The sequence below is a fragment of the Streptomyces sp. NPDC001985 genome (assembly GCF_040296845.1).
Lineage (GTDB): Bacteria > Actinomycetota > Actinomycetes > Streptomycetales > Streptomycetaceae > Streptomyces.
Genome location: NZ_JBEOYB010000004.1, coordinates 113349 through 132715, shown reverse-complemented (window position 1 = coordinate 132715; position 19367 = coordinate 113349). Strand labels below are relative to the sequence as shown.

At 72.8% G+C, this 19367-nt stretch carries 17 protein-coding genes and 1 other RNA gene; 11 read left to right on the top strand and 7 right to left on the bottom strand.

Annotated features, from left to right (window positions below):
- The first annotated feature begins 12 nt into the window (after window positions 1–12).
- Both ABT122_RS02945 and ABT122_RS02940 read left to right on the top strand, forming a co-directional pair.
- Window positions 13–1089 carry a Zn-dependent alcohol dehydrogenase gene (locus ABT122_RS02945; protein WP_351544340.1) on the top strand — a complete coding sequence of 359 codons (1077 nt, stop codon included), beginning with the start codon at window positions 13–15 and terminating at the stop codon, window positions 1087–1089.
- 10 nt (window positions 1090–1099) lie between these two features.
- Window positions 1100–2053 (top strand): 3-oxoacyl-ACP reductase, encoded by a 954-nt coding sequence (locus tag ABT122_RS02940; RefSeq protein WP_351544337.1) that lies wholly within the window; start codon window positions 1100–1102, stop codon window positions 2051–2053.
- 450 nt (window positions 2054–2503) lie between these two features.
- Here ABT122_RS02940 and ABT122_RS02935 read toward each other — a convergent pair whose 3' ends face one another.
- On the bottom strand, window positions 2504–3550 hold the full coding sequence (locus ABT122_RS02935; protein ID WP_351544335.1) for a hypothetical protein: 1047 nt from the start codon (window positions 3548–3550) through the stop codon (window positions 2504–2506).
- Window positions 3551–3819: 269 nt separating this feature from the next.
- On the opposite strand from ABT122_RS02935, the gene ABT122_RS02930 reads away from it, so the two are divergent.
- From ABT122_RS02930 to ABT122_RS02920, 3 genes are read left to right on the top strand one after another with little or no spacing between them, the layout of a single operon-like run.
- Entirely contained in the window at window positions 3820–4659 is an 840-nt protein-coding gene (locus tag ABT122_RS02930; protein ID WP_351544332.1) for a Nif3-like dinuclear metal center hexameric protein, read from the top strand.
- On the top strand, window positions 4656–5399 hold the full coding sequence (locus ABT122_RS02925) for a zinc ribbon domain-containing protein (RefSeq protein WP_351544444.1): 744 nt from the start codon (window positions 4656–4658) through the stop codon (window positions 5397–5399). The genes ABT122_RS02930 and ABT122_RS02925 overlap by 4 nt, the downstream gene beginning before the upstream one ends.
- Window positions 5399–6697 (top strand): bifunctional RNase H/acid phosphatase, encoded by a 1299-nt coding sequence (locus ABT122_RS02920; protein ID WP_351544329.1) that lies wholly within the window; start codon window positions 5399–5401, stop codon window positions 6695–6697. The genes ABT122_RS02925 and ABT122_RS02920 overlap by 1 nt, the downstream gene beginning before the upstream one ends.
- A 72-nt stretch (window positions 6698–6769) precedes the next feature.
- Here ABT122_RS02920 and ABT122_RS02915 read toward each other — a convergent pair whose 3' ends face one another.
- Together ABT122_RS02915 and yaaA are read right to left on the bottom strand one after the other, a co-directional pair.
- A complete protein-coding gene (locus ABT122_RS02915; RefSeq protein WP_351544326.1) occupies window positions 6770–7387 on the bottom strand; it encodes a bifunctional 4-hydroxy-2-oxoglutarate aldolase/2-dehydro-3-deoxy-phosphogluconate aldolase in 618 nt (205 codons plus the stop codon).
- Between the two features lie 66 nt (window positions 7388–7453).
- Window positions 7454–8254 carry a peroxide stress protein YaaA gene (yaaA, locus tag ABT122_RS02910; RefSeq protein ID WP_351544323.1) on the bottom strand — a complete coding sequence of 267 codons (801 nt, stop codon included), beginning with the start codon at window positions 8252–8254 and terminating at the stop codon, window positions 7454–7456.
- 642 nt (window positions 8255–8896) lie between these two features.
- Between yaaA and ABT122_RS02905 the strand changes: the two genes are divergently transcribed.
- From ABT122_RS02905 to ABT122_RS02880, 6 genes are all read left to right on the top strand, one after another.
- Window positions 8897–10339: an RNB domain-containing ribonuclease gene (locus ABT122_RS02905; protein WP_351544321.1), complete on the top strand. Its 1443-nt coding sequence runs from the start codon at window positions 8897–8899 to the stop codon at window positions 10337–10339.
- A gap of 18 nt (window positions 10340–10357) precedes the next feature.
- Window positions 10358–10761, top strand: an RNA gene (rnpB, locus tag ABT122_RS02900) — RNase P RNA component class A.
- A 256-nt stretch (window positions 10762–11017) separates the two neighbouring features.
- A complete protein-coding gene (locus tag ABT122_RS02895) occupies window positions 11018–11497 on the top strand; it encodes a peptidase inhibitor family I36 protein (RefSeq protein WP_351544318.1) in 480 nt (159 codons plus the stop codon).
- 140 nt (window positions 11498–11637) lie between these two features.
- Entirely contained in the window at window positions 11638–12021 is a 384-nt protein-coding gene (locus ABT122_RS02890; RefSeq protein WP_351544315.1) for a peptidase inhibitor family I36 protein, read from the top strand.
- A 624-nt stretch (window positions 12022–12645) separates the two neighbouring features.
- Window positions 12646–13422 carry an isoprenyl transferase gene (locus ABT122_RS02885; RefSeq protein WP_351544312.1) on the top strand — a complete coding sequence of 259 codons (777 nt, stop codon included), beginning with the start codon at window positions 12646–12648 and terminating at the stop codon, window positions 13420–13422.
- A 219-nt stretch (window positions 13423–13641) separates the two neighbouring features.
- Entirely contained in the window at window positions 13642–15417 is a 1776-nt protein-coding gene (locus ABT122_RS02880) for an ABC transporter substrate-binding protein (protein ID WP_351544309.1), read from the top strand.
- Between the two features lie 16 nt (window positions 15418–15433).
- Here the strand turns inward: ABT122_RS02880 and ABT122_RS02875 are convergent, their stop codons facing one another.
- From ABT122_RS02875 to ABT122_RS02860, 4 genes are read right to left on the bottom strand one after another with little or no spacing between them, the layout of a single operon-like run.
- Window positions 15434–16669 carry a C45 family autoproteolytic acyltransferase/hydrolase gene (locus ABT122_RS02875; RefSeq protein WP_351544306.1) on the bottom strand — a complete coding sequence of 412 codons (1236 nt, stop codon included), beginning with the start codon at window positions 16667–16669 and terminating at the stop codon, window positions 15434–15436.
- Window positions 16666–17478, bottom strand: coding sequence for an SDR family NAD(P)-dependent oxidoreductase (locus tag ABT122_RS02870; RefSeq protein ID WP_351544303.1), 813 nt, complete (start codon window positions 17476–17478; stop codon window positions 16666–16668). The genes ABT122_RS02875 and ABT122_RS02870 overlap by 4 nt, the downstream gene beginning before the upstream one ends.
- Window positions 17475–18281, bottom strand: a complete 807-nt coding sequence (locus tag ABT122_RS02865) for an SDR family NAD(P)-dependent oxidoreductase (protein WP_351544300.1) — start codon at window positions 18279–18281, stop codon at window positions 17475–17477. Before ABT122_RS02865 ends, ABT122_RS02870 begins: the two co-directional genes overlap by 4 nt.
- Entirely contained in the window at window positions 18278–19156 is an 879-nt protein-coding gene (locus tag ABT122_RS02860; protein ID WP_351544297.1) for a polysaccharide deacetylase family protein, read from the bottom strand. Before ABT122_RS02860 ends, ABT122_RS02865 begins: the two co-directional genes overlap by 4 nt.
- Window positions 19157–19367: the final 211 nt, after the last annotated feature.

Here is a 19367-nt window from a genome sequence, read left to right as displayed (position 1 = left end):
AGGAGCCGCGCCGTGCGCGCAGCCGTACTGCACGAGACAGGGCAGACCGAGCTCGAAGTGCTGGACGATGTCGAGGCCGTGGGCTTCGGCCCGGGGAAGGTCAGGGTCCGGATCAGGGCCACCGGCCTGTGCCACTCCGATGTCTCCGCGATGACCGGGGTGCTGCCGCAGCCGGTGCCGTTCATCCCGGGCCACGAGGGCGCGGGCGAGGTCGTCGAGACCGGCGAGGGCGTCACCGGGGTGCGGCCCGGCGACCGGGTCCTCGTCTGCTGGCTGCCCGCCTGCGGAACCTGCCCCTCCTGCAAGCGCGGACAGAGCCATCTCTGTCTCTCCGGCTTCATGAACGCCGGCACCCCCAACTTCCGCCGCGCCGGCGGCGAGGTCTTCGGCTTCGCGGGCGTCGGCACCTTCACCGAGGAGGTCGTGGTCGACGCGGCCTGCGCCGTCCCGATCCCCGACGACCTGCCCTACGACATCGCGGCGCTCATCGGCTGCGGGGTCACCACCGGCCTCGGCGCGGCGCTGAACACCGCGAAGGTGGAGGCCGGTTCCTCGGTCGCGGTCATCGGCTGCGGCGGCGTCGGCATCTCCGCGATCCAGGGCGCCCGGCTCAAGGGCGCGGCCCGGATCGTCGCCGTCGACCCCGTCGCCTCCCGCCGCGAGGCCGCCCTCCGCTTCGGCGCCTCCGAGGCGGTGGCGCCCGACGGGCTCGGCGACGCGCGGCAGCGGATCACCGCGGGGGAGGGTTTCGACTACGTCTTCGAGGTGGTCGGGAAGTCCGCGACCGCGCGGACGGCGTACGAGGCGACCCGGCGCGGCGGCACCCTCTGCGTCGTCGGCGCCGGCTCCATGGACGACCTCCTCCAGCTCAACATGTTCGAGCTGTTCTTCGACGAGAAGCGGATTCTGCCCTCGATGTACGGGGGAGGGGACGCCGTCGCCTCGTACGAGCGGGCCATCGCCCTCTGGCGCGCGGGCCGGATCGACCTCGCGGGGCTCATCACCCACCGGGTGCCGCTCGCGGGGATCAATGACGCGCTGGAGCAGATGCGGACGGGCGAGGCCCTCCGCACCTGCGTCGAGATCTGAGGTGACCGGGATGAATCCGCTCCACCATCCGCTCGACGGGCTGACCGCCGTCGTCACCGGGGCCGGCCGGGGGCTCGGCCGCGCGGAGGCGCTCGAACTGGCCGGGCTGGGCGCGTCGGTGGTCGTCAACGACCACGGGCGCCCGGGCCGGGACGGCTCCGGCGATGCGTCGGCGGCCCCGGCGGAGGAGGTCGCGGCGGAGATCCGCGCCGCCGGGGGGTCGGCCGTGGCCCACCACGGGGACATCGCCGACCACGACCGGGCGCGCGAGCTGGTGGCGCTCGCCGTCACCAGCTACGGGAAGCTGGACATCCTGGTCAACAACGCGGGGATTCTCCGGGACCGGATGATCTTCTCGATGAGCGAGGAGGAGTGGGACTCGGTGGTACGGGTCCACCTCAAGGGCCACTTCAACACCACCCGCTTCGCCGCCGCGCACTGGCGGGCCCGCTCCAAGGCGGCGGGGGCGCCGGTGTACGGGCGGATCGTGAACACCTCGTCGGAGGCGTTCCTCGCGGGGTCGGCGGGGCAGCCGAACTACGCGGCGGCGAAGGGGGGGATCGTCGGTCTGACGACCTCCACGGCGGCGGCGCTCGCGAAGTACGGCGTCACGGTCAACGCGATCTGCCCGCGCGCCCGCACCCGGATGACGGAGGACGTCTTCGCCGGTGTCGCGGAACCGGAGCCCGGATCACTCGACCGGCTCGCCCCGGAGCATGTCTCCCCCCTGGTCGGATATCTGGCCGGTCCGGCGGCGGGGGTGGTGAGCGGGCAGGTGCTGGTGGTGCATGGGGGGGTGGTGGCGGTGATGGAGAGGCCGAGGGTGGGGGCGAGGTTCGACACGGCGAAGGAGGCCTTCACCTACGACGAGCTCCACACCCTCCTGACCCCTCACTTCACCACCCGCCCCCCTTCGGAATCCTTCGCTTCCCCGGAAATCCTCACCCTGCACCATCCCTTGTGACCCAGTGAATCCAGCCTCGCCGATGGATCGAGCAGCCCCGGTTCCGTCGGGGACCCGAGGCACGAATCCCAGCCTCGCCGGCGTTTGAGGCGCGGGGGTTCGGGGGCCTGGCCCCCGACCCGGGCCCGCGGCACGCGGGGTCCTGTGGCGCGGGGGCCGTCCCTCGGGCTTCCCCGGAGCTGCCCCCGGGCGGGCCGGGATCGCTCGGGCTGCCCGTGGCCCGGGGAGGTCGGGGTCAGGAGGGGGAAGGGGCCGGGGAAGGGCGGCGGTGCTTGCCGTGGGGCTCGGACCCGGGCTCCTCCACGGCAGCGGCCACCCCCCGGTGCCTCCCCGCCCTCTCCCTCTCCCCCCGCTCCCGCGACCCCTCCTCCTCCGGAACAACTCCTCCATCGGACATGCGAAAACTCCCCCCCCTGCGCGATCGCCGAACAACTTTTCAGGCCGCAGAGTTTATCCAAACCCCACCCGCCCCCTCAGCGGCGCCTGCTGCAACGGCACCGGCCTGCACACCACCGCCCCCGCGTCCCTCGCCTCCCCGAACACCCCCTCCGTGTCCAGCCGCGCCACCCCGCACCACCGCTCCCCCCGGACACACGGCAGCCGCAGCACCCCTTCCCCGCTCCACAGCCCCGTCCCCACCAGCCACCCCGCCGGCGGCGCCAGTTGACGCACCCGGCGGTCCGAGGGCCGCCACACCCCCAGCCGGCTCCCCTCCACCCCCTCGATCCGCAGCGCCACCCCGCATCTCTCCGGCTCCAGCGCCTGCCCCGGCTGCACCGCGAACGGCGTCACCGCGCGGTCCGGCAGCAGCAGGCACTCCGGGAAGCGCACCGGACGGCTGCTCCCCAGCACCCCCCACCCCAGCCGCTCCCGCCCCGGCGCGTTCGAGCGGATCAGCAGCAGTCCGCTGTCCGGGTCCGCGAGGATCAGCCGGTCGTCGCTCCCCTCGGCGATGGCCAGCAGCACGGACACCTCCCCGCCGCGCTCCAGATCCACCGCGACCGCCTTCACCGGCCCCCCGCCGAGGCTCCGGTCGAGCGCCAGCATCCGGCCCGTACGGTCCAGCCACACCCCTCCCGAGCAGCGCCCGGGCACCTCCGCGACATGCTCGGGGCCGAAGTCTCCCCCGGCCACCAGCCAGATCGCCGACGACCGCTCCCCGGGGGCGAGGGCGTACACCCGCCGCCCGTCCGGCGCCGGCGGCAGCAGCTCCAGACAGTCCGACTCGACCCCGCCGAGCGGGAGTTCCCCGGTGCCCGCGCCCGCCGGATACACCAGTGAGAACAGCTGCCGCCCGGCCACCCGCCGCCGGACCAGCACCCGCCCGTCGCTCAGCGGCACCACCTCCGTGCCGGGCTCCTCCGGCTGCGCGAGCGGCAGCGGTACGGCGTAGGGCTCGGGGCCGTCCAGCGTCCAGCGCTCGGCGAACAGGGCGTCCCCCTCTCCCGCGAGCCGTGCGGCGTACGAGCCGTCCACGGTGATGGCACACACTGTCATCGCTTCGTCACCTCCGGTCACGAAGCTAGATTTCGCACTCCCTGCCGAACAACGCGAGACCGACGGGTTCACACATAAGGGTGGCCACCCGGGGATTCGGCTGAGGGGGAGGGAAGGCCTGTGCTGCGCGAGGGCCGCGGCACGGGCGATCCGGAGTCGGACGGGACGGGCGGCGCCCGGAGTGGCCCCCGGGCCGGTGGTGACCCGGGGGCGGAAGGCGGCCGGGCTCCCCAGGACCGGCGGCCCCGTGGCGCGGGTAACCTGTTTGCGTGCCCCGTCTGTCTGAAGTCATCGCCGCCCTCGACACCCTCTGGCCCCCCGCATGGGCCGAGCAGTGGGACGCCGTCGGCACCGTCTGCGGCGACCCGGACGCCGAGGTCGGCACCGTCCTCCTCGCCGTCGACCCGGTCCAGGACATCGCCGACGAGGCACTCCGCCTCGGCGCCCAACTGATCATCACGCACCACCCCCTCTACCTCCGGGGCACCACCACCGTCGCGGCCGGCCACTTCAAGGGCCGTGTCGTGCACACCCTGATCAAGCACGACATCGCACTCCACGTCGCGCACACCAACGCCGACACCGCCGACCCCGGGGTCTCCGACGCCCTCGCGGGCGCCCTCGGCCTCCGGGTCGTACGCCCTCTGGTCCCCGCTCCGGACGACCCCTCCGGCCGCCGCGGTCTCGGCCGGATCTGTGAGCTGGACCACCCCGAGACCCTCGCCGCCTTCGCCGAGCGCGCCGCGAAGCACCTCCCCGCCACCGCGCAGGGCGTCCGCGTCGCCGGCGACCCGGACGCCCTCGTCCGTACCGTCGCCGTGAGCGGCGGCTCCGGTGACAGCCTCTTCGACGCCGTACGGGCCGCGGGCGTGGACGCCTTCCTCACCGCCGATCTGCGCCACCACCCCGTGTCCGAAGCCACCCAGCACTCCCCGCTCGGGCTGGTCGACGCCGCGCACTGGGCCACCGAGTGGCCCTGGTGCGAGCTGGCCGCCGCCCAGCTCGACGACATCTCCGACCGGCAGGGCTGGAACCTGCGGGTCCATGTCTCGCGCACGGTCACCGATCCCTGGTCATCCCGATTCTCTTCTCCTGGAGCCCCCAACTGAACGCCGCGCCCGCCGACCAGATCCGACTTCTCGAAGTCCAGGCCCTCGACGTACGCCTGTCGCAGCTCGCCCACAAGCGCAAGTCGCTCCCCGAGCACGCCGAGATCGAAGCGCTCACCAAGGACCTCACCCAGCTGCGCGACCTCCTGGTCGCCGCCCAGACCGAGGAGAGCGACACCGCCCGCGAGCAGACCAAGGCGGAGCAGGACGTCGACCAGGTCCGTCAGCGCGCCGTGCGCGACCAGCAGCGCCTGGACTCCGGCGCCGTCGGCTCCCCGAAGGACCTGGAGAACCTCCAGCGCGAGATCGTCTCCCTCGCCAAGCGCCAGGGCGACCTGGAGGACATCGTCCTCGATGTGATGGAGCGCCGTGAGTCCGTGCAGGAGCGCGTCACCGAGCTGACCGAGCGCGTCTCGGCCGTGCAGGCCAAGGTCGACGACGCCACGGCCCGCCGCGACGAGGCCCAGGGCGCGCTGGACGCCGACGCCGCCTCGGTCGCCAAGGACCGCGAGGCCGTCTCCGCCGTCGTCCCCGCCGACCTCCTCAAGCTGTACGAGAAGCTCCGCGTCCAGCAGGGCGGGGTGGGCGCCGCCCGTCTCTACCAGCGCCGCTGCGAGGGCTGCCGCCTCGAACTGAACATCACCGAGGTCAACGAGGTCCGCGCCGCGGCCCCCGACACCGTGCTGCGCTGCGAGAACTGCCACCGCATCCTGATCCGCACCTCGGAGTCCGGTCTCTGATGCCGCCGAGGTCCCAGCCGAGGTTCATCGTCGAGGCGGACGGCGGCTCCCGGGGCAACCCGGGCCCCGCGGGGTACGGCGCCGCGGTGATCGAGGCCGCGACCGGTGAGACGGTCGCCGAGGCGGCCGAGTACATCGGTGTCGCGACCAACAACGTCGCCGAGTACAAGGGCCTGGTGGCCGGTCTCAAGGCCGCCCGCGCGCTCGACCCGGACGCGACGGTGCACGTCCGGATGGACTCCAAGCTCGTCGTCGAGCAGATGTCGGGCCGCTGGAAGATCAAGCACCCGGACATGAAGCCGCTGGCGGCGGAGGCGGCGCGGATCTTCCCGGCGTCCTCCGTCACCTACGAGTGGATTCCGCGCGAGAAGAACAAGCACGCGGACCGGCTCGCCAACGAGGCGATGGACGCGGGCAAGCGCGGCAAGCAGTGGGAGCCCTCGCGCTCCATGGCGCAGCTCTCCGCGCGGGACGAGGAGGCGGCCCGGGTCGTCGGCGACGCGGCGGCCGGCGCGGCGAAGGCCCGCGCGGCACTGAGCACCACCGCCGCCGCCGTGGCCACCGCCGCCGCCCCGGCCGCCGGCGCCGTGGCCACCACCGCCGTGGCCGACGGCTCCCCCGAGGTGACCGCCGCCGCCCCTCCCGTAGGCTGGGCGGCCCCCGCCGACCTCGGCGCCCCCGCCACCTTCGTCCTGCTGCGGCACGGCGAGACCGCCCTCACCCCCGAGAAGCGCTTCTCGGGCAGCGGCGGCGGCGATCCCTCCCTCTCCCCGGCCGGCCGGCGCCAGGCCGAGGCCGTGGCGTCCGCGCTCGCCGCGCGCGGCACGGTCCAGGCGATCGTCAGCTCCCCCTTGAGGCGCTGCCGGGAGACCGCCGAGGCGGTCGCCACCCGGCTGAATCTCGATGTCGAGGTCGACGAGGGGCTGCGCGAGACGGACTTCGGGGCCTGGGAGGGTCTGACGTTCGCCGAGGTCCAGGAGCGGTACGCGGACGATCTGGCCGCCTGGCTCGCCTCGCCGAAGGCCCGGCCGACGGGCGGCGGCGAGAGCTTCGCCACCGTCTCCCGCCGGGTCGCGGCGGCCCGGGACCGGCTCACGGACCGTTTCGCGGGGCGCACCGCCCTGCTGGTCACCCATGTCACGCCGATCAAGACCCTGGTCAGGCTCGCCCTCGGCGCGCCGCCGGACTCCCTCTTCCGGATGGAGCTGTCGGCGGCCTCGGTCTCGGCGGTGGCGTACTACGCCGACGGCAACGCGTCCGTCCGGCTGCTCAACGACACCTCGCATCTGCGCGGTTGACCGCGACGGCCCGCGCCCGGCCCCGGCCGGGTACGGGCCGCCGTCTCGGCGACCGCCGCCGGGGTACGCGCGTCAGGCGCGCAGTCCGGCGGCCTCGGCGGCCAGTGCCCGGACCCGGCCCCAGTCCTTCGCGGCGAGCGCGTCGGCCGGGAGCATCCAGGTGCCGCCGACACAGCCGACGTTCGGCAGGGCGAGATAGGCGGGGGCGGAGGCGAGCGAGATCCCGCCGGTCGGGCAGAAACGGGCCTGCGGGAGCGGGCCCGAGAGGGACTTCAGATACGGGGTGCCGCCGGCCGCCTCCGCCGGGAAGAACTTCAGCTCGCTCACCCCGCGTTCCAGCAGCGCCACCACTTCCGACGTGGTGGAGACGCCGGGCAGAAACGCCTGGCCCGAGCCCTTCATGGCGTCCAGCAGCCGGTCGGTCCACCCGGGGCTCACCAGGAAGCGGGCCCCCGCGTCCACGGCCGTGTCGACCTGGGCGGGGGTCAGGACGGTGCCGGCGCCGACGACGGCCTCGGGCACATCGGCGGCGATGGCGCGGATGGCCTCCAGCGCGGCGGGGGTCCGCAGGGTCACCTCGATCGCGGGGAGCCCGCCGGCGACGAGGGCCCGTGCGAGGGGGACGGCGTCCTCGGCGTCCTCGATGACGACGACGGGGACGACGGGCGCGAGATCCAGCACGGAGGTCATGGGCTCATCCTGCCGTGCCCCCGCACTGGGCGCAACGCTCGTTGCACCCTCCGCAATGAGGTGGGGTCAGTGGATCTGCGTCACCACGACGTCGAGCGCCCAGGGGCGCCCGGCGCGGGCCGGGGGAGCGGCCTCCACGGTGTACTTCAGCTCCCGCAGCGCCTCCACCAGCTCGCCCGGGGTCTCCGGCTCGGCGCCCGAGAGCAGCAGGTCGCGGACGATCCGCCCCTTGGTCGCCTTGTTGAAGTGGCTCACGACGGAGCGCTTCTCGACACCGTCGACGAGCTGCGAGTGCAGCACCCGGACGGTCGCGGTGCGCCCGGCCGGCTCGCCCTTCGGCTTCCACGCGGCGGTGTAGGCGGAGGACCGGAGATCGAGGATCAGGCCGTCACCGGCCGCCTCGGGCAGGACGGACTCCATGGGCCCGCGCCAGTGCGTGCCGAGCGCGCCGGCGCGCGGGAGCCTGACGCCCATGGAGCAGCGGTACGAGGGGATGCGGTCGCCGACGCGGACGGCTCCCCAGAGGCCGGAGAAGACCAGGAGGGAGGAGTGGGCGCGGCGGCGGGCGGGCGGGGGGAGGGTGGGGAGGTCGAGGGCGTCGTACAGTACGCCGGTGTAGATCTCCCCGGCCGGCCGGGTGCCCGCGGTGTGGAGCAGCGCGTTCTTCGCGATCTCCCCGCGCAGCCCGTCGCTCAGCCCGAGCACCTGCTGAGCCTTCGCCTCGTCGCCGGAGCACAGCTCGACCAGCTCGTCGAGCACGGCGGCCCGGGCGTCGCCGAGGCCGCTCAGCGAGAGCCCCTCCAGCTTGAGAGGCGCTCCGCGCCCGGATGCGGCCTTGCCTTCGGACGGCGGCAACAGTACGAGCACGAACCCTCTCCTCACCCACAAAGCTTCCCCCCACTTTACGTTCCCCCCACCCCCCCACCCGTCCGTCCGGCGTTTGAGGACGGACCCTGTGCGACAGGTCCCCGCATGCTGCGGGCCTCGGTCGGGGGCCTGCCCCCGAACCCCCGCTCCTCAATCGCCGGAGGGGCTGGGGTGGTGCGGCTCAGTCGCTGGAGGGGCTGGGGTGTGTGCCTCGGCTCGCAGACGAGGCTGGGGTGGTGCGGCTCAGTCGCCGGAGGGGCTGGATTCCGTGCCTCGGCTCGCAGACGAGGCTGGGGTGGCGAGGCTCAGTCGCCGCAGAGGCTGGGGTGTGTGCCTCGGCTCGCCGGAGGGGCTGGGAGCCCGTCCGCTGGGGTGTGTGCCTCGGCCCGCCGGAGGGGCTGGGAGCCCGTCCGCTGGGGTGTGTGCCTCGGCCCGCCGGAGGAGCTGGGAGCCCGGCGTTTGAGGACGGACCCCGGTCCCCAGGCAACCCGAGCAGTCCCAGCCCGTCCGGGGGCACCTGCCGGAGGCAGCTCTGGGGGAGTTCGATGACGGACCCCGGACCACGGGACCCTGCCCCCTGCGGCCCTCTCCGGCCCCCCGCGCCCAGGTGCCGACCCCCTCCCCCCGCCCTACGCTCAAAACATGCCCCGCCGCCCGATCCGCATCACCGCCTCCCCCCTCAGCACCGCCCTCCACACCCTCCGCACCACCCTCGGCGCGCCGGCCGGCTTCCCACCCCCGGTCCTCGCCGAGGCGGCCACCGCGGCCACCGCCGCCACCGCGGCGCCCCCCACCCCCCGCACCGACGCCACCCACCTCCCCCTCCTCACCATCGACCCACCCCACTCCCTCGACCTCGACCAGGCCATGCACCTCGCCCGCCACGGCACCGGCTACCGCGTCCACTACGCCATCGCCGATGTCGCCGCCTTCGTCACCCCGGGCGGCGCCCTGGACACCGAGGCCCACCGACGGGTCCAGACGCTCTACTTCCCCGACGGCACCATCCCGCTGCACCCTCCCGTTCTCTCCGAGGCCGCCGCGAGCCTGCTCCCCGGGCGCACCGTCCCCGCCCTCCTCTGGCGGATCGACCTCGACGCCGAGGGCCGCACCCTCACCGCCGAGGTGCGGCGGGCCCTGGTCCGCAGCCGGGAGCGGCTCGACTACGAAACCGCCCAGCGCAGGATCGACGCCCGCACCGCCGAGGAACCCCTCGCCCTCCTCCGCGCCATCGGCCTCCTCCGGGAGGAGCGCGAGCGCGAGCGCGGCGGAATCTCGCTCCAGGTCCCCGAGCAGGAGATCACCGAACGCGACGGCGCCTACCACCTCGCCTACCGCGCCCCCCACCCCACCGAGGCATGGAACGCCCAGATCTCCCTCCTCACCGGCATGGCCGCCGCCGAGATCATGACGGCCGCCGGCACCGGCGTGCTCCGTACCCTCCCCACCGCCCCCGACGGCGCCGTCGCCCGGCTGCGCCGCTCGGCGAAGGCCCTGCGCATCGACTGGCCGCACCATGTCTCGTACGCCGACGTGGTCCGCTCCCTCGACCCGCGCGACCCCCGCCACGCGGCCTTCCTCCAGGAGTGCACCACCCTCCTGCGCGGCGCGGGCTACACCGTCTTCACCGGCGGCAGGCTCCCCTCCCCGGCGGTCCACGCCGCCGTCGCCGCCCCGTACACCCACTGCACCGCACCCCTGCGGCGACTGGTCGACCGCTATACGGGAGAGCTGTGCCTCGCGGCCTGCGCGGGGCGGGGCGTGCCGGAGTGGGTGCTCGAAGCGCTCGACTCCCTCCCCGGGGAGATGGCGGAGGGCTCCCGGCGCGCGAACACGGTCGAGCGGGAGTGCGTGGACCTCGTGGAGGCGGCGCTCCTCGCCGGCCGGGTCGGGGAGATCTTCGACGCCCGCGTCGTCGAGGTGAAGGAGCACGACCCGGGCGTGGGCACGGTCCATCTGGAGGACCCGGCGGTCGTGGGCCGGGTCGAGGGCCCGCCGCCGCTGCCGCTCGGGGAGCGCCTCCGGGTGCGGCTCACCCGCGCGGAGCCCGGGGTGGCGAAGGTCCTCTTCGCACCCGCCGGGTAGCATGGTCGACACGGCAGACGAGCCGGGCGGACGGCCGCGTGAAGATCCACCCGATCTTCCCGAGGAACGTCCGGGCTCCACAGAGCAGGGTGGTGGGTAACGCCCACCCGGGGTGACCCGCGGGACAGTGCCACAGAAAACAGACCGCCTGGGGCTTCGGCCCCCGGTAAGGGTGAAACGGTGGTGTAAGAGACCACCAGCGCCTGAGGTGACTCAGGCGGCTAGGTAAACCCCACCCGGAGCAAGGTCAAGAGGGGCCACCCCAACCGGTGGCCCTGCGCGGACGTTCGAGGGCTGCTCGCCCGAGTCCGCGGGTAGACCGCACGAGGCCGGTGGCAACACCGGTCCTAGATGGATGGCCGTCGCCTCGACGACCGCGAGGTCCCGAGGCACAGAACCCGGCGTACAGCCCGGCTCGTCTGCCGACAGTCGTCGAAAGGCCTCCGGAACGGCCCACGGCCGTTCCGGAGGCCTTTCGTGTCGCACACGGCGATCCCCGGGTGATGAAGGCATCGGAAATCCGGTGATATCCCCGCCCGGGCGCCCTCAGGGGCGGCTCATTCCGGTACCTGATTTCACACTATGTGCAAGCATTTTGCGTGACTTTCCTCTGAGGAACCCTCCTGCTCCTCGGCCGATAAGGAATACGGCTCGGTGCCGCCCGGGACATTTATGTGTGTGGCGGGTGAACCGGATGGGCATCCATGGCCTGTCGAGGCCCTGGATACGCGAGGCAGCGGCCTCATCGGTATTCGAGAAGGGGAAAACACAGTGAACTGGATGAAGAGGTCTGCTGCCGTTCTTTCGGTGCTTGCCGTCGCTGGAGCGGGAATGCTCGTCACGGCTCCGTCCGCTGCGGCGGCGGGGGATTGTGCGCCGAATCGGCTCTGCGTGTGGGACGGTGTCAACTTCAGCGGCACAAAAATAACGAGTGCGAGTACCAATGCCTGTTTCCGTCCCATCAGCACTCCGGGATTCAGTGAGGTCAGATCCTATTCCAATGGTCTTTCGGTTGACGCCAAGATCTATGAGTGGAACGGCCTGATGGACAACTGGATCATCAAGGGCCTGCCGTCCGGCGGCTTCAGCAGCGACATCGTGGTGCCGCGCGGGGGAGGGAACCTCGACCGGGTGTGCATGGGCAGCGCGACGCCCTGACCTCCGGCCGCGCTCCCGGGAGGCGGGGGCGTCCCGGCAGGGGCCATCCGTTCGGAACAGTGCGAACACATCGGCATCGACCACCGACCCACCGACCACCGACCATCGACAACGACAGCACTCGCTCGGAGAGGGAGAACATGAAGGTGAAGAGGGAATCCGCCGCGGTCTTCTCGGCGCTCGCCATCGCCGGAGCCGGCTTACTGGCCACGGCGGCTCCCGCCGTGGCCGCCCCGGCCACGACGGCCTCGGTGACAGCCACCGCCCAGAACTGTGCTTCGTCCAGGCTCTGTCTGTACACCGGTGTCAATTTCACCGGTAGCGTCCAGGTCATTGCCGGAACGAACTTCTGTGCCGCCCCGGCCGCTTCCGGCTCGACCCGGTCGATAGTGAACAATCTTTCGGTGCCGGTGAGGATTCACTCCCTCGGTGCCCCGGTCCGCACCCTGCCGCCCGGTGCTTCCGACAATGACATCACCATAGGAGCGGGCGGACGCATGTGCGCGGGGAGCGCGACTCCCTGACCCGAGCGCCCTCCGGTGTGAGGGGAAACGACTCTCGCGTGCCGCGCCCCCTCCATGTCGGGGGGCGCGGCACGCGCGTGACATCAGCCCCCGGGGCCGGTGAGGGATGTACGCGCCCGTCCCACCCGGTCGGCGTCGCGGCCGACGCGGCGCACCGTGACCTCCGCCGGCGGACCGCCCTCGCCGCGGCCGCCGAGCGGCCGGCGGCCGGAGCTGTGCCCCGCAGGCGCCCGCGCCCCGGTGGCGGCGGGCCCGCACTCCCCCATTCGGGAATGATCGGCACCCACCCCCGAGGTCCGCCATTTGGGCGAAATTGACTGAATTTCACTCCATCCGACGGCCACTTGGCGTAGTTGTTGTTAAATGTCCAAGTGCAGTGATCGGGGTGATCATGTTTGATGATATGGTCGAGGGCGAGTTTGTCACTTGGGAAGAGATCGGCCGGCGCCCCATGAGCGCGCCGGCGGAGCCGGGCTTCCGGATCGAATCGACGGCTGTCAAGTTTTCAGCGTCCCCCGTTGAAGTAAATTCTTGCAGGTCGAGCAGGACCGTCGCACGAATAGGCCGAAATCATTTCCCGGGTCATTTCAGAAGAGTGCGGCACGACACTGCGAGGGACATATGATGCGAGACGCTCTGAGGGCCGCACTCGAAGCGGTGTACGCCAAGAGGCTCATGGCGAAGGTCCAGAAGGGCCAAGTCCCCCGGCATATCGGTGTCATGGTCGACGGCAACCGCCGCTGGGCGAAGTCGATCGGGCTCGACAACCCGAGCGACGGTCACCGGGTGGGCGGCGCGAAGATTCCCACGCTGCTGAAGTGGTGTGATGCCGTCGGAATCGAGAGCGTCACCCTCTTCCTCCTCTCGGACGACAACCTCAACCGCCCCGAGGACGAGGTCTCCGCCCTGGTCACCATCATCGACGACACGGTCACCGCGCTGGCCGCCGACGGTCACCCCTGGCCGATCAAGGCCATCGGCGCACTCGATCTCCTCCCCGCCGATCTGGCCGCCCGGCTGAAGGAGAATTCCGCCCGCACCGCCGACCGCACGGGCGGTGTCCAGGTGAATGTGGCCGTGGGATACGGCGGTCAGCGGGAAGTCGCCGATGCGGTCAAATCCGCCATCGAGGAGTATCTCGATTCCGGGCAGAGCCTTGACGATCTCGCGATGAATTTCGATGTGGATCTCATTTCCCGGCACATCTACACGGCCGGGCAGCCACCCGTCGATCTGATCATCCGCACCAGCGGGGAGCAGCGACTCTCCGGGTTCATGCTGTGGCAGTCCGTGTACGCGGAGATTCATTTCTGCGAGTGCTACTGGCCCGATTTCCGGCTCCTGGACTTCCTCCGCGCCATGCGCTCGTACTCGAACCGGGGCCGCCGCTTCGGCCGCTGAGGCGATGCCGGGCCGTGGCTGGGCAGTGGTCGGGCCGTGGCTGGGCCGTTCCGAGGGCCGGCGGGGGCTCCCGGGGCGGGACCCGCCCCTGTCCGTCGATTTCAGGCCATGGCGGGTATTCCCCCATGTGGCCCCTTCGGTCTATCGTGCTGAGCGGGGGTTCCGTCGCGCGGGCGGGTCACGGTGAGCCGTCCCGTCGAGACGAATGGAGGAGTCGCCTTGCGGACACCTGAGCCTCAGCCTCACAACAGCGACAGCGACAGCGGTAGCGGCAGCACGCCCACCGCCGGACCGCCCACCACCCCCGCGCTCTCCTGGGACATCCCCCTCACCCCCGGCGACCCCGACCCCGGCCACCCCGCCGCCACCCCCCTCAGCACCCCTCTCCTCCGCCGCGTCGCCGGTTTCCACGCCGCCCGGCTCGCCTCCGCCCGCTTCCTGTGGTGCGAAGACGGCCACTGGGCCTGGTGCACCCTCGAAACGCGCGCCGGACCCGGTCCCGGTCCCGCACCCGGTCCCGGCCCCGCCGTCACCCTCACCCTGCGCCCGCTCCCCGGCCCGCCCTCCGGCCTCACCGCCCGCGAGATCGACATCATCTCGCTCGTCGCGATGGGCCTCTCGAACCGTGAGATATCCAGCCGCCTCGGCACCAGCATCCGCACCGTCACCACCCAGGTCGAACGCCTGCTCAGAAAGCTGGACCAGGACTCCCGGGCCGGTCTGAGCGCCCTCGCCGTCGACCGCGACCTGATCCGGCTGCCCGTCCCCGGCGGGGTCGACCACCACCCCGGCATCCGGGTCCTCGACATCGAGCGCCACGCCCAGGGAGCCGAGCCCCCGACGGCCGCCCCCACCCCCCGCCGGGTCCGGGCCGCCGGCCGGGACACCGTCCGGATCGGCACCATCGCCGTCGCCGGGGCCTTCGCCGCCGACGGCCGGGAGACCGCCCAGGGCGCCGCCCTCGCCGTCCGTGACATCAACGCCCTGCTCCACGACGACGGCCGCTCGGTCGAGCATGTCGTCGTCGGCATCGACCCGCTGGACGAGACATCCGTACGGGAGGGTCTGGCCGCGCTCGTCGACGCCGATGTCGACGCTGTCACCAGCAGCTACGCCAGCGCGCTGAGCCCCGGAGTCTTCGACTTCGCCGCCGACTTCGGCCGGACCTTCCTCCACACCAACACCTGGACCCGCAGCGTCGACGCCGTCCGCGAGGACCCGCGCCGGCTGGGCCATGTCTTCCAGACCTGTCCCACCGAGACCGCCTACCAGTCCGCGCTGCTCGCCTTCCTCAAGGGCTCACGGGCCTCCGACGACCACACCCCCCGCCTGGCCGTGATCGAACTCGACGGCTACGGCTGCGCGGTCACCGATGACACCTTCGAGGCCCGGACCAGGGAGATCGGCTGGACGGTCGCCTCCACCCACCGCGTGGGCCTGACCGTCGACGCCGTGGACGAGCTGATCGCCGGGGTCCTCGCGGACCGCCCGGACATCGTCGTGGTCTCCCACCTCTCCGTGGAGACCGCCGCCGCCCTCCAGAACGCGATCACCGCCCACAGCCCGCACCAGTTGACCTACCACATCTACACCCCGTCGGTCCCGGGCTTCGCGCGCGGGATCGAGCACTCCGGCGCCCGCGTCGTCTGGTCCACCGTCACCGGCCGTCCCGACGACCCGCTCGGCCGCCGCTTCTCGGAGGCGTACGCCCGCACCTTCGGCACCGCCCCGGGCCGCAGCCAGGCCAGCGCCGCCTACGACCAGATACGGATGCTGCACGCGGCGTTCGCCGTCACCGGCTCGCACCGGCCGCAGGCGGTCGGCGCCTATCTGCGGGACTCCGCCTACCGGGGGGTCAACGGCACCTACCTCTTCGCCGAACCCGGCCAGGCGGTCTGCGGATTCCCGTACGACACGGTCGACCGCAGCCTCTCCCAGCCCACCCTCACCTACCGCCTCTCGGGCGCGGACCAGCAGATCCTGACCGTGGCGTAGCAGCCGCGCCCCACCCTCACGCTCCGGGGAGCCCGGAGAAGAAGTCCCCGTAGTCATGGGTCACCCGGGGCTCCGCGCACGGGTGACCGAGCACCAGGTGCATCAGCCGCCGCTCCGGCTCGATGACCGCGCTCGCCACCGTCGACCCCTGCTCCAGCTCGTGTTCGCGCGGGTCGGGGTGGCAGCACACGGCGTCCGGATAGTTGACATGGTCGCTCAGCACCTCGTGCCACCCGGCGACCGACGGCTGCGGCATCAGCTCCGCCAGCTCCGTCGCCCGCCCCTGCCGGAAGAGGGTGTCCGGCATGACCCGGGGTCCGTGATCGGCGCCCGAGGAGGCGAAGTCGCCCTCCCCGGCGGTGAAGTGGTTGGCGTGGACGAGGAACTCGCCCGGCCCCACCGCCCTCCGGCTGAGGTCACCGGCACCGCCCGGCCGCGCCTCGATGTCGACGCCCCGCCCGCCGCCCACGATCAGATAGTTCGCCGACGACGAGCGCGTGACGGTACGCAGCACCTCCTCGGCCGCCCCGGGCGACTCGGCCGCGAGCAGCGCCCGCAGCAGCAGGTGGTACGGCATCCCCGGCGCACCCCGGTCCACCGAGGTGACCAGCGCGTTGGTCAGTACGGTCACCCCGGCCGCGTTCATCCCGAACTTGGCCAGCAGCCCGGCCTCCACCACCGACACCCACCGGGGCCCCCGGTCGGGCGCGGCCTCCAGCACCACCACCGTGCCGTGCGAGAAGGGAATCCAGTCCCAGTTCTGCCCCACGACCGGCTCGGGCCCGCGCAGATCGCAGAAGGCGGTGCACTCGCCGGGCGCACCCCGCCCGGAAGCGGAACCGGAACCGGAACCGGAACCAGCCCCGGCCCCGGAACCGGAACCAGCCCCGGCCCCGGAACCGGCCGCCTTCGCCGCCTCCGCCGCGATCCTGCGGGCCTTCCCGGAGAACAGGATCTCGGTCCGCAGATTCAGCGCGAGAATGTCCTCGAAGGCCACTCCGGCGCCCAGCGCGATGCCCTCCATCTCCTCCAGAAGCCCGGCGTCGAAGCGCGAGACCGCCGGGACGAAAGTCTCGGCCAGCTCCGTCGCCGCGTCCCACCGCAGCTCCGCGAACCTCTCGTACACACGGGCGTAGTTCTCCAGGGAGAGCCCGATCCGCTCCCGGGCCGCGACCCCGTACCGCCGCCCGCGCTCGCGCGGCCCACCGCTCACCCGTATGACCAGCGGTTCGGTCCTGCCGGTGCCACTCATGACGCGCTCTGCCCTCCGTCCACGGCGATCACGGTCCCGCTGACATAGGCGGACTGCTCGGAGGCGAGGAAGAGACAGACCTGCGCCACCTCGCCCGCCGTGCCCAGACGGCGCGCGGGAATGCGCGCGAGGACCTGCCCGAGGGCGTCCGGGGAGTGCGAGACGGTGGTCATCGGGGTGTCGATCACCCCGGGCGCGACCGCGTTGCAGCGGACGCCGTGCGGTCCCCACTCGACGGCCAGTTGACGGGCGAGCGACACCACCGCCCCCTTGCTGGCGCTGTACGCGGCGCTGGGTTCGCCCGCGTCGCCGCGCACCGCCGCGATCGACGACAGCAGGACGACGCTCCCCCCCTCCCCGCCGTCGATCATGCGCCGCCCGGCCGCCGCGGCGACCAGCAGCGAGCCCCGGCCGTTGAGGTTCAGCACCGCGTCCCAGTCGGCGGCGGTGGTGGCGGTGGCGGGCTTGAAGCGGTAGACCCCGGCGCAGTGCACCAGGGCGTCCGGCGCCCGGCCGTCCCACACCTCGTCGATCCGCTCGAAGGCGCCGCGCACGGAGTCCTCGTCCGTGATGTCGCACCGGAGCACCGGGAAGCCGCCAACGGGGTCCGAGCCGGAGCCGGAGCCGGAGCCGGAGCCGGAATCCGAGCCGGAGCCGGAATCGTGGCCGGAGTCCGGGGAGACCTCCGACGGGTGGAGGTCCAGCCCGATGACCGACCAGCCGAGACCGCTCGCGAGCGCCGCGGTGGCCCGCCCGATCCCGGAGCCGGCGCCGGTGACGACCAGCCGCCGCCGGGTGGTGTTGTTCATGAGGTGAGCACTCCTCCGTTGACGTTCAGGGTCTGGCCGGTGACATAGCCGGCCCCCGAGAGCAGATAGTGGACGGCGTCGGCGACATCGGCGCCCACGCCGTGCCGCCCGAGCGGCACCTCGGCGGCCACCTGGTCGCGTACCGCCTCGAAGGAGTACCCGCCGCGCCGGGCGCGGGCGTCCAGCTCCTCGCGGTGCATCTCGGTCATCACATAGCCGGGCGCGACCGCGTTGACCGTGCAGTGCGGGGCCAGCTCCAGCGAGAGCGTGCGCATCAGGGAGTGGACGGCGGCCTTGGAGGCGCTGTAGGCGCCCGCGCCGGGGGTGGGCCGCTGGGCGAAGAGCGAGCCGATGACCACGATCCGCCCGCCACCGGGGGCGCCGGCGAGAAGGGGCCGGACCGCCTGCACACAGTGCAGCACACCGAAGAAGTTGATCTCGAACACCCGGCGGATGGCGTCGTCGTCGGTGTCGAGCAGCGGAGTGTCGGGCCCGCCGACGGCGGCGTTCGCCACCAGGGCGTCGACACCGCCGAAGGCGCTCACCGCCGTCTCCGCCAGCCGCGCCGCGTCCCGGGGCACGGCCACATCGGCGACCAGCCCCACCGCGCGCCGCTCACCGTCGCCGTCGGGCCGCGCGGAGCCCTCGGGCCGCGCGGAGCCGTCGAGCCGCTCGGCTGTGGCGGTCACCCCGGGGTCCACATCGGAGAGGACGACATTCCACCCCTCGTCCAGCAGCCGCCGGGCGATGCTGTGCCCGATCCCGCGCGCCGCGCCGGTCACCACGGCGGTGCGCCGCTTCACGGCCGTGCCTCCGGGGAGACCGGGGTGCGTCCGGAGACCCGCGCCGCCTCCGCCACCTCGCGGCAGGTCGCGAACCAGACCTCCCCCGAGCCGCCTCCGTCCCCGCTGCCGCTGCCGCTGCCGCTGCCGCTGCCGCTTCTGTTCCCGTCCCGCACCCCGGTGAGGAACCGCTCCAGCATCAGCAGCCGCCCCGGCCGCCCGATGAGCTGCGGGTGCACGGTGAGCGTCACCAGCCCGCCCGTGTCGTGGATCGCCGAGGTCTCCTCGTTCCACAGCTCGGCGACCTCCCGCGCGGACCGCATCGTCCGGTCCCAGCTCGTGGCGTCGAACCAGAAGTGGGGCGCGTCGTCCAGGGACCAGTGGACGGGTATCTCCACCAGGTCGTGACCCGCGTGGGCGTACGGGAGGATCGCGTCCATCAGATTGGAGGAGTAGCGGAACCCGTGCTCGGCCAGCAGCCCCAGGGTGTGCGGGCTGAGGTCCCACGACGGCGACCGGTACCCCTCGACCCGGTCCGTGAACTCCCGCAGCACGGCGAGACCGCGCGCCAGCTCCGCCGCCTCCTCGTCCCGCTCCATGAGATGCGGGGAGCGGTGCGAGTAGCCGTGATGGCCGATTTCATGCCCCCGCTCGGCGATCGATTCCAGGATCGAGGGATAGCGCTCGGCGTCGCCGCCGCAGACGAAGAAGGTCGCGGGTATTCCGATGCGGTCGAGCATGTCCAGCAACTGCGGAACCGCGATCTCGGCGCCGTACCGGGCCTGGGAGAGAACTCCGGGGCGGTGGGCGTTGGCGGGGTCCTCGGCGAGCCACAATTCCTCGGCGTCGAAGTCGACCGTCAGCGCGAAAGCCGCCTTATAGCCTGCTGGCCACATCTGTGGTCCTCTCTCCGGAGCGGGATCGAGGAACACGTTAACGAGTCGGATCGTTTCGCGAACTCCGTAAGATTACGTATCGCCCCCAGCCCCCGCCCCGCAGGCCCCACCAGCCCCGCCCGCCGCCACTGCGCCCGGCTCCCGTCCGGCTCCGCCCGCCGTCCCGCCGTACGTACAGATGCGTATGTCGGTCACCGCCGGGTTTTGCCAC

Bases quoted from the DNA above. Each gene is read 5' to 3' on its own strand.
- ABT122_RS02905 (WP_351544321.1), top strand. From the start codon at position 8,897: ATGCCCCGCCGCCCGATCCGCATCACCGCCTCCCCCCTCAGCACCGCC.
- ABT122_RS02870 (WP_351544303.1), bottom strand. From the start codon at position 17,478: ATGAACAACACCACCCGGCGGCGGCTGGTCGTCACCGGCGCCGGCTCC.
- ABT122_RS02885 (WP_351544312.1), top strand. From the start codon at position 12,646: ATGCGAGACGCTCTGAGGGCCGCACTCGAAGCGGTGTACGCCAAGAGG.
- ABT122_RS02920 (WP_351544329.1), top strand. From the start codon at position 5,399: ATGCCGCCGAGGTCCCAGCCGAGGTTCATCGTCGAGGCGGACGGCGGC.
- ABT122_RS02890 (WP_351544315.1), top strand. From the start codon at position 11,638: ATGAAGGTGAAGAGGGAATCCGCCGCGGTCTTCTCGGCGCTCGCCATC.
- ABT122_RS02860 (WP_351544297.1), bottom strand. From the start codon at position 19,156: ATGTGGCCAGCAGGCTATAAGGCGGCTTTCGCGCTGACGGTCGACTTC.
- ABT122_RS02935 (WP_351544335.1), bottom strand. From the start codon at position 3,550: ATGACAGTGTGTGCCATCACCGTGGACGGCTCGTACGCCGCACGGCTC.
- ABT122_RS02940 (WP_351544337.1), top strand. From the start codon at position 1,100: ATGAATCCGCTCCACCATCCGCTCGACGGGCTGACCGCCGTCGTCACC.
- ABT122_RS02915 (WP_351544326.1), bottom strand. From the start codon at position 7,387: ATGACCTCCGTGCTGGATCTCGCGCCCGTCGTCCCCGTCGTCGTCATC.
- ABT122_RS02875 (WP_351544306.1), bottom strand. From the start codon at position 16,669: ATGAGTGGCACCGGCAGGACCGAACCGCTGGTCATACGGGTGAGCGGT.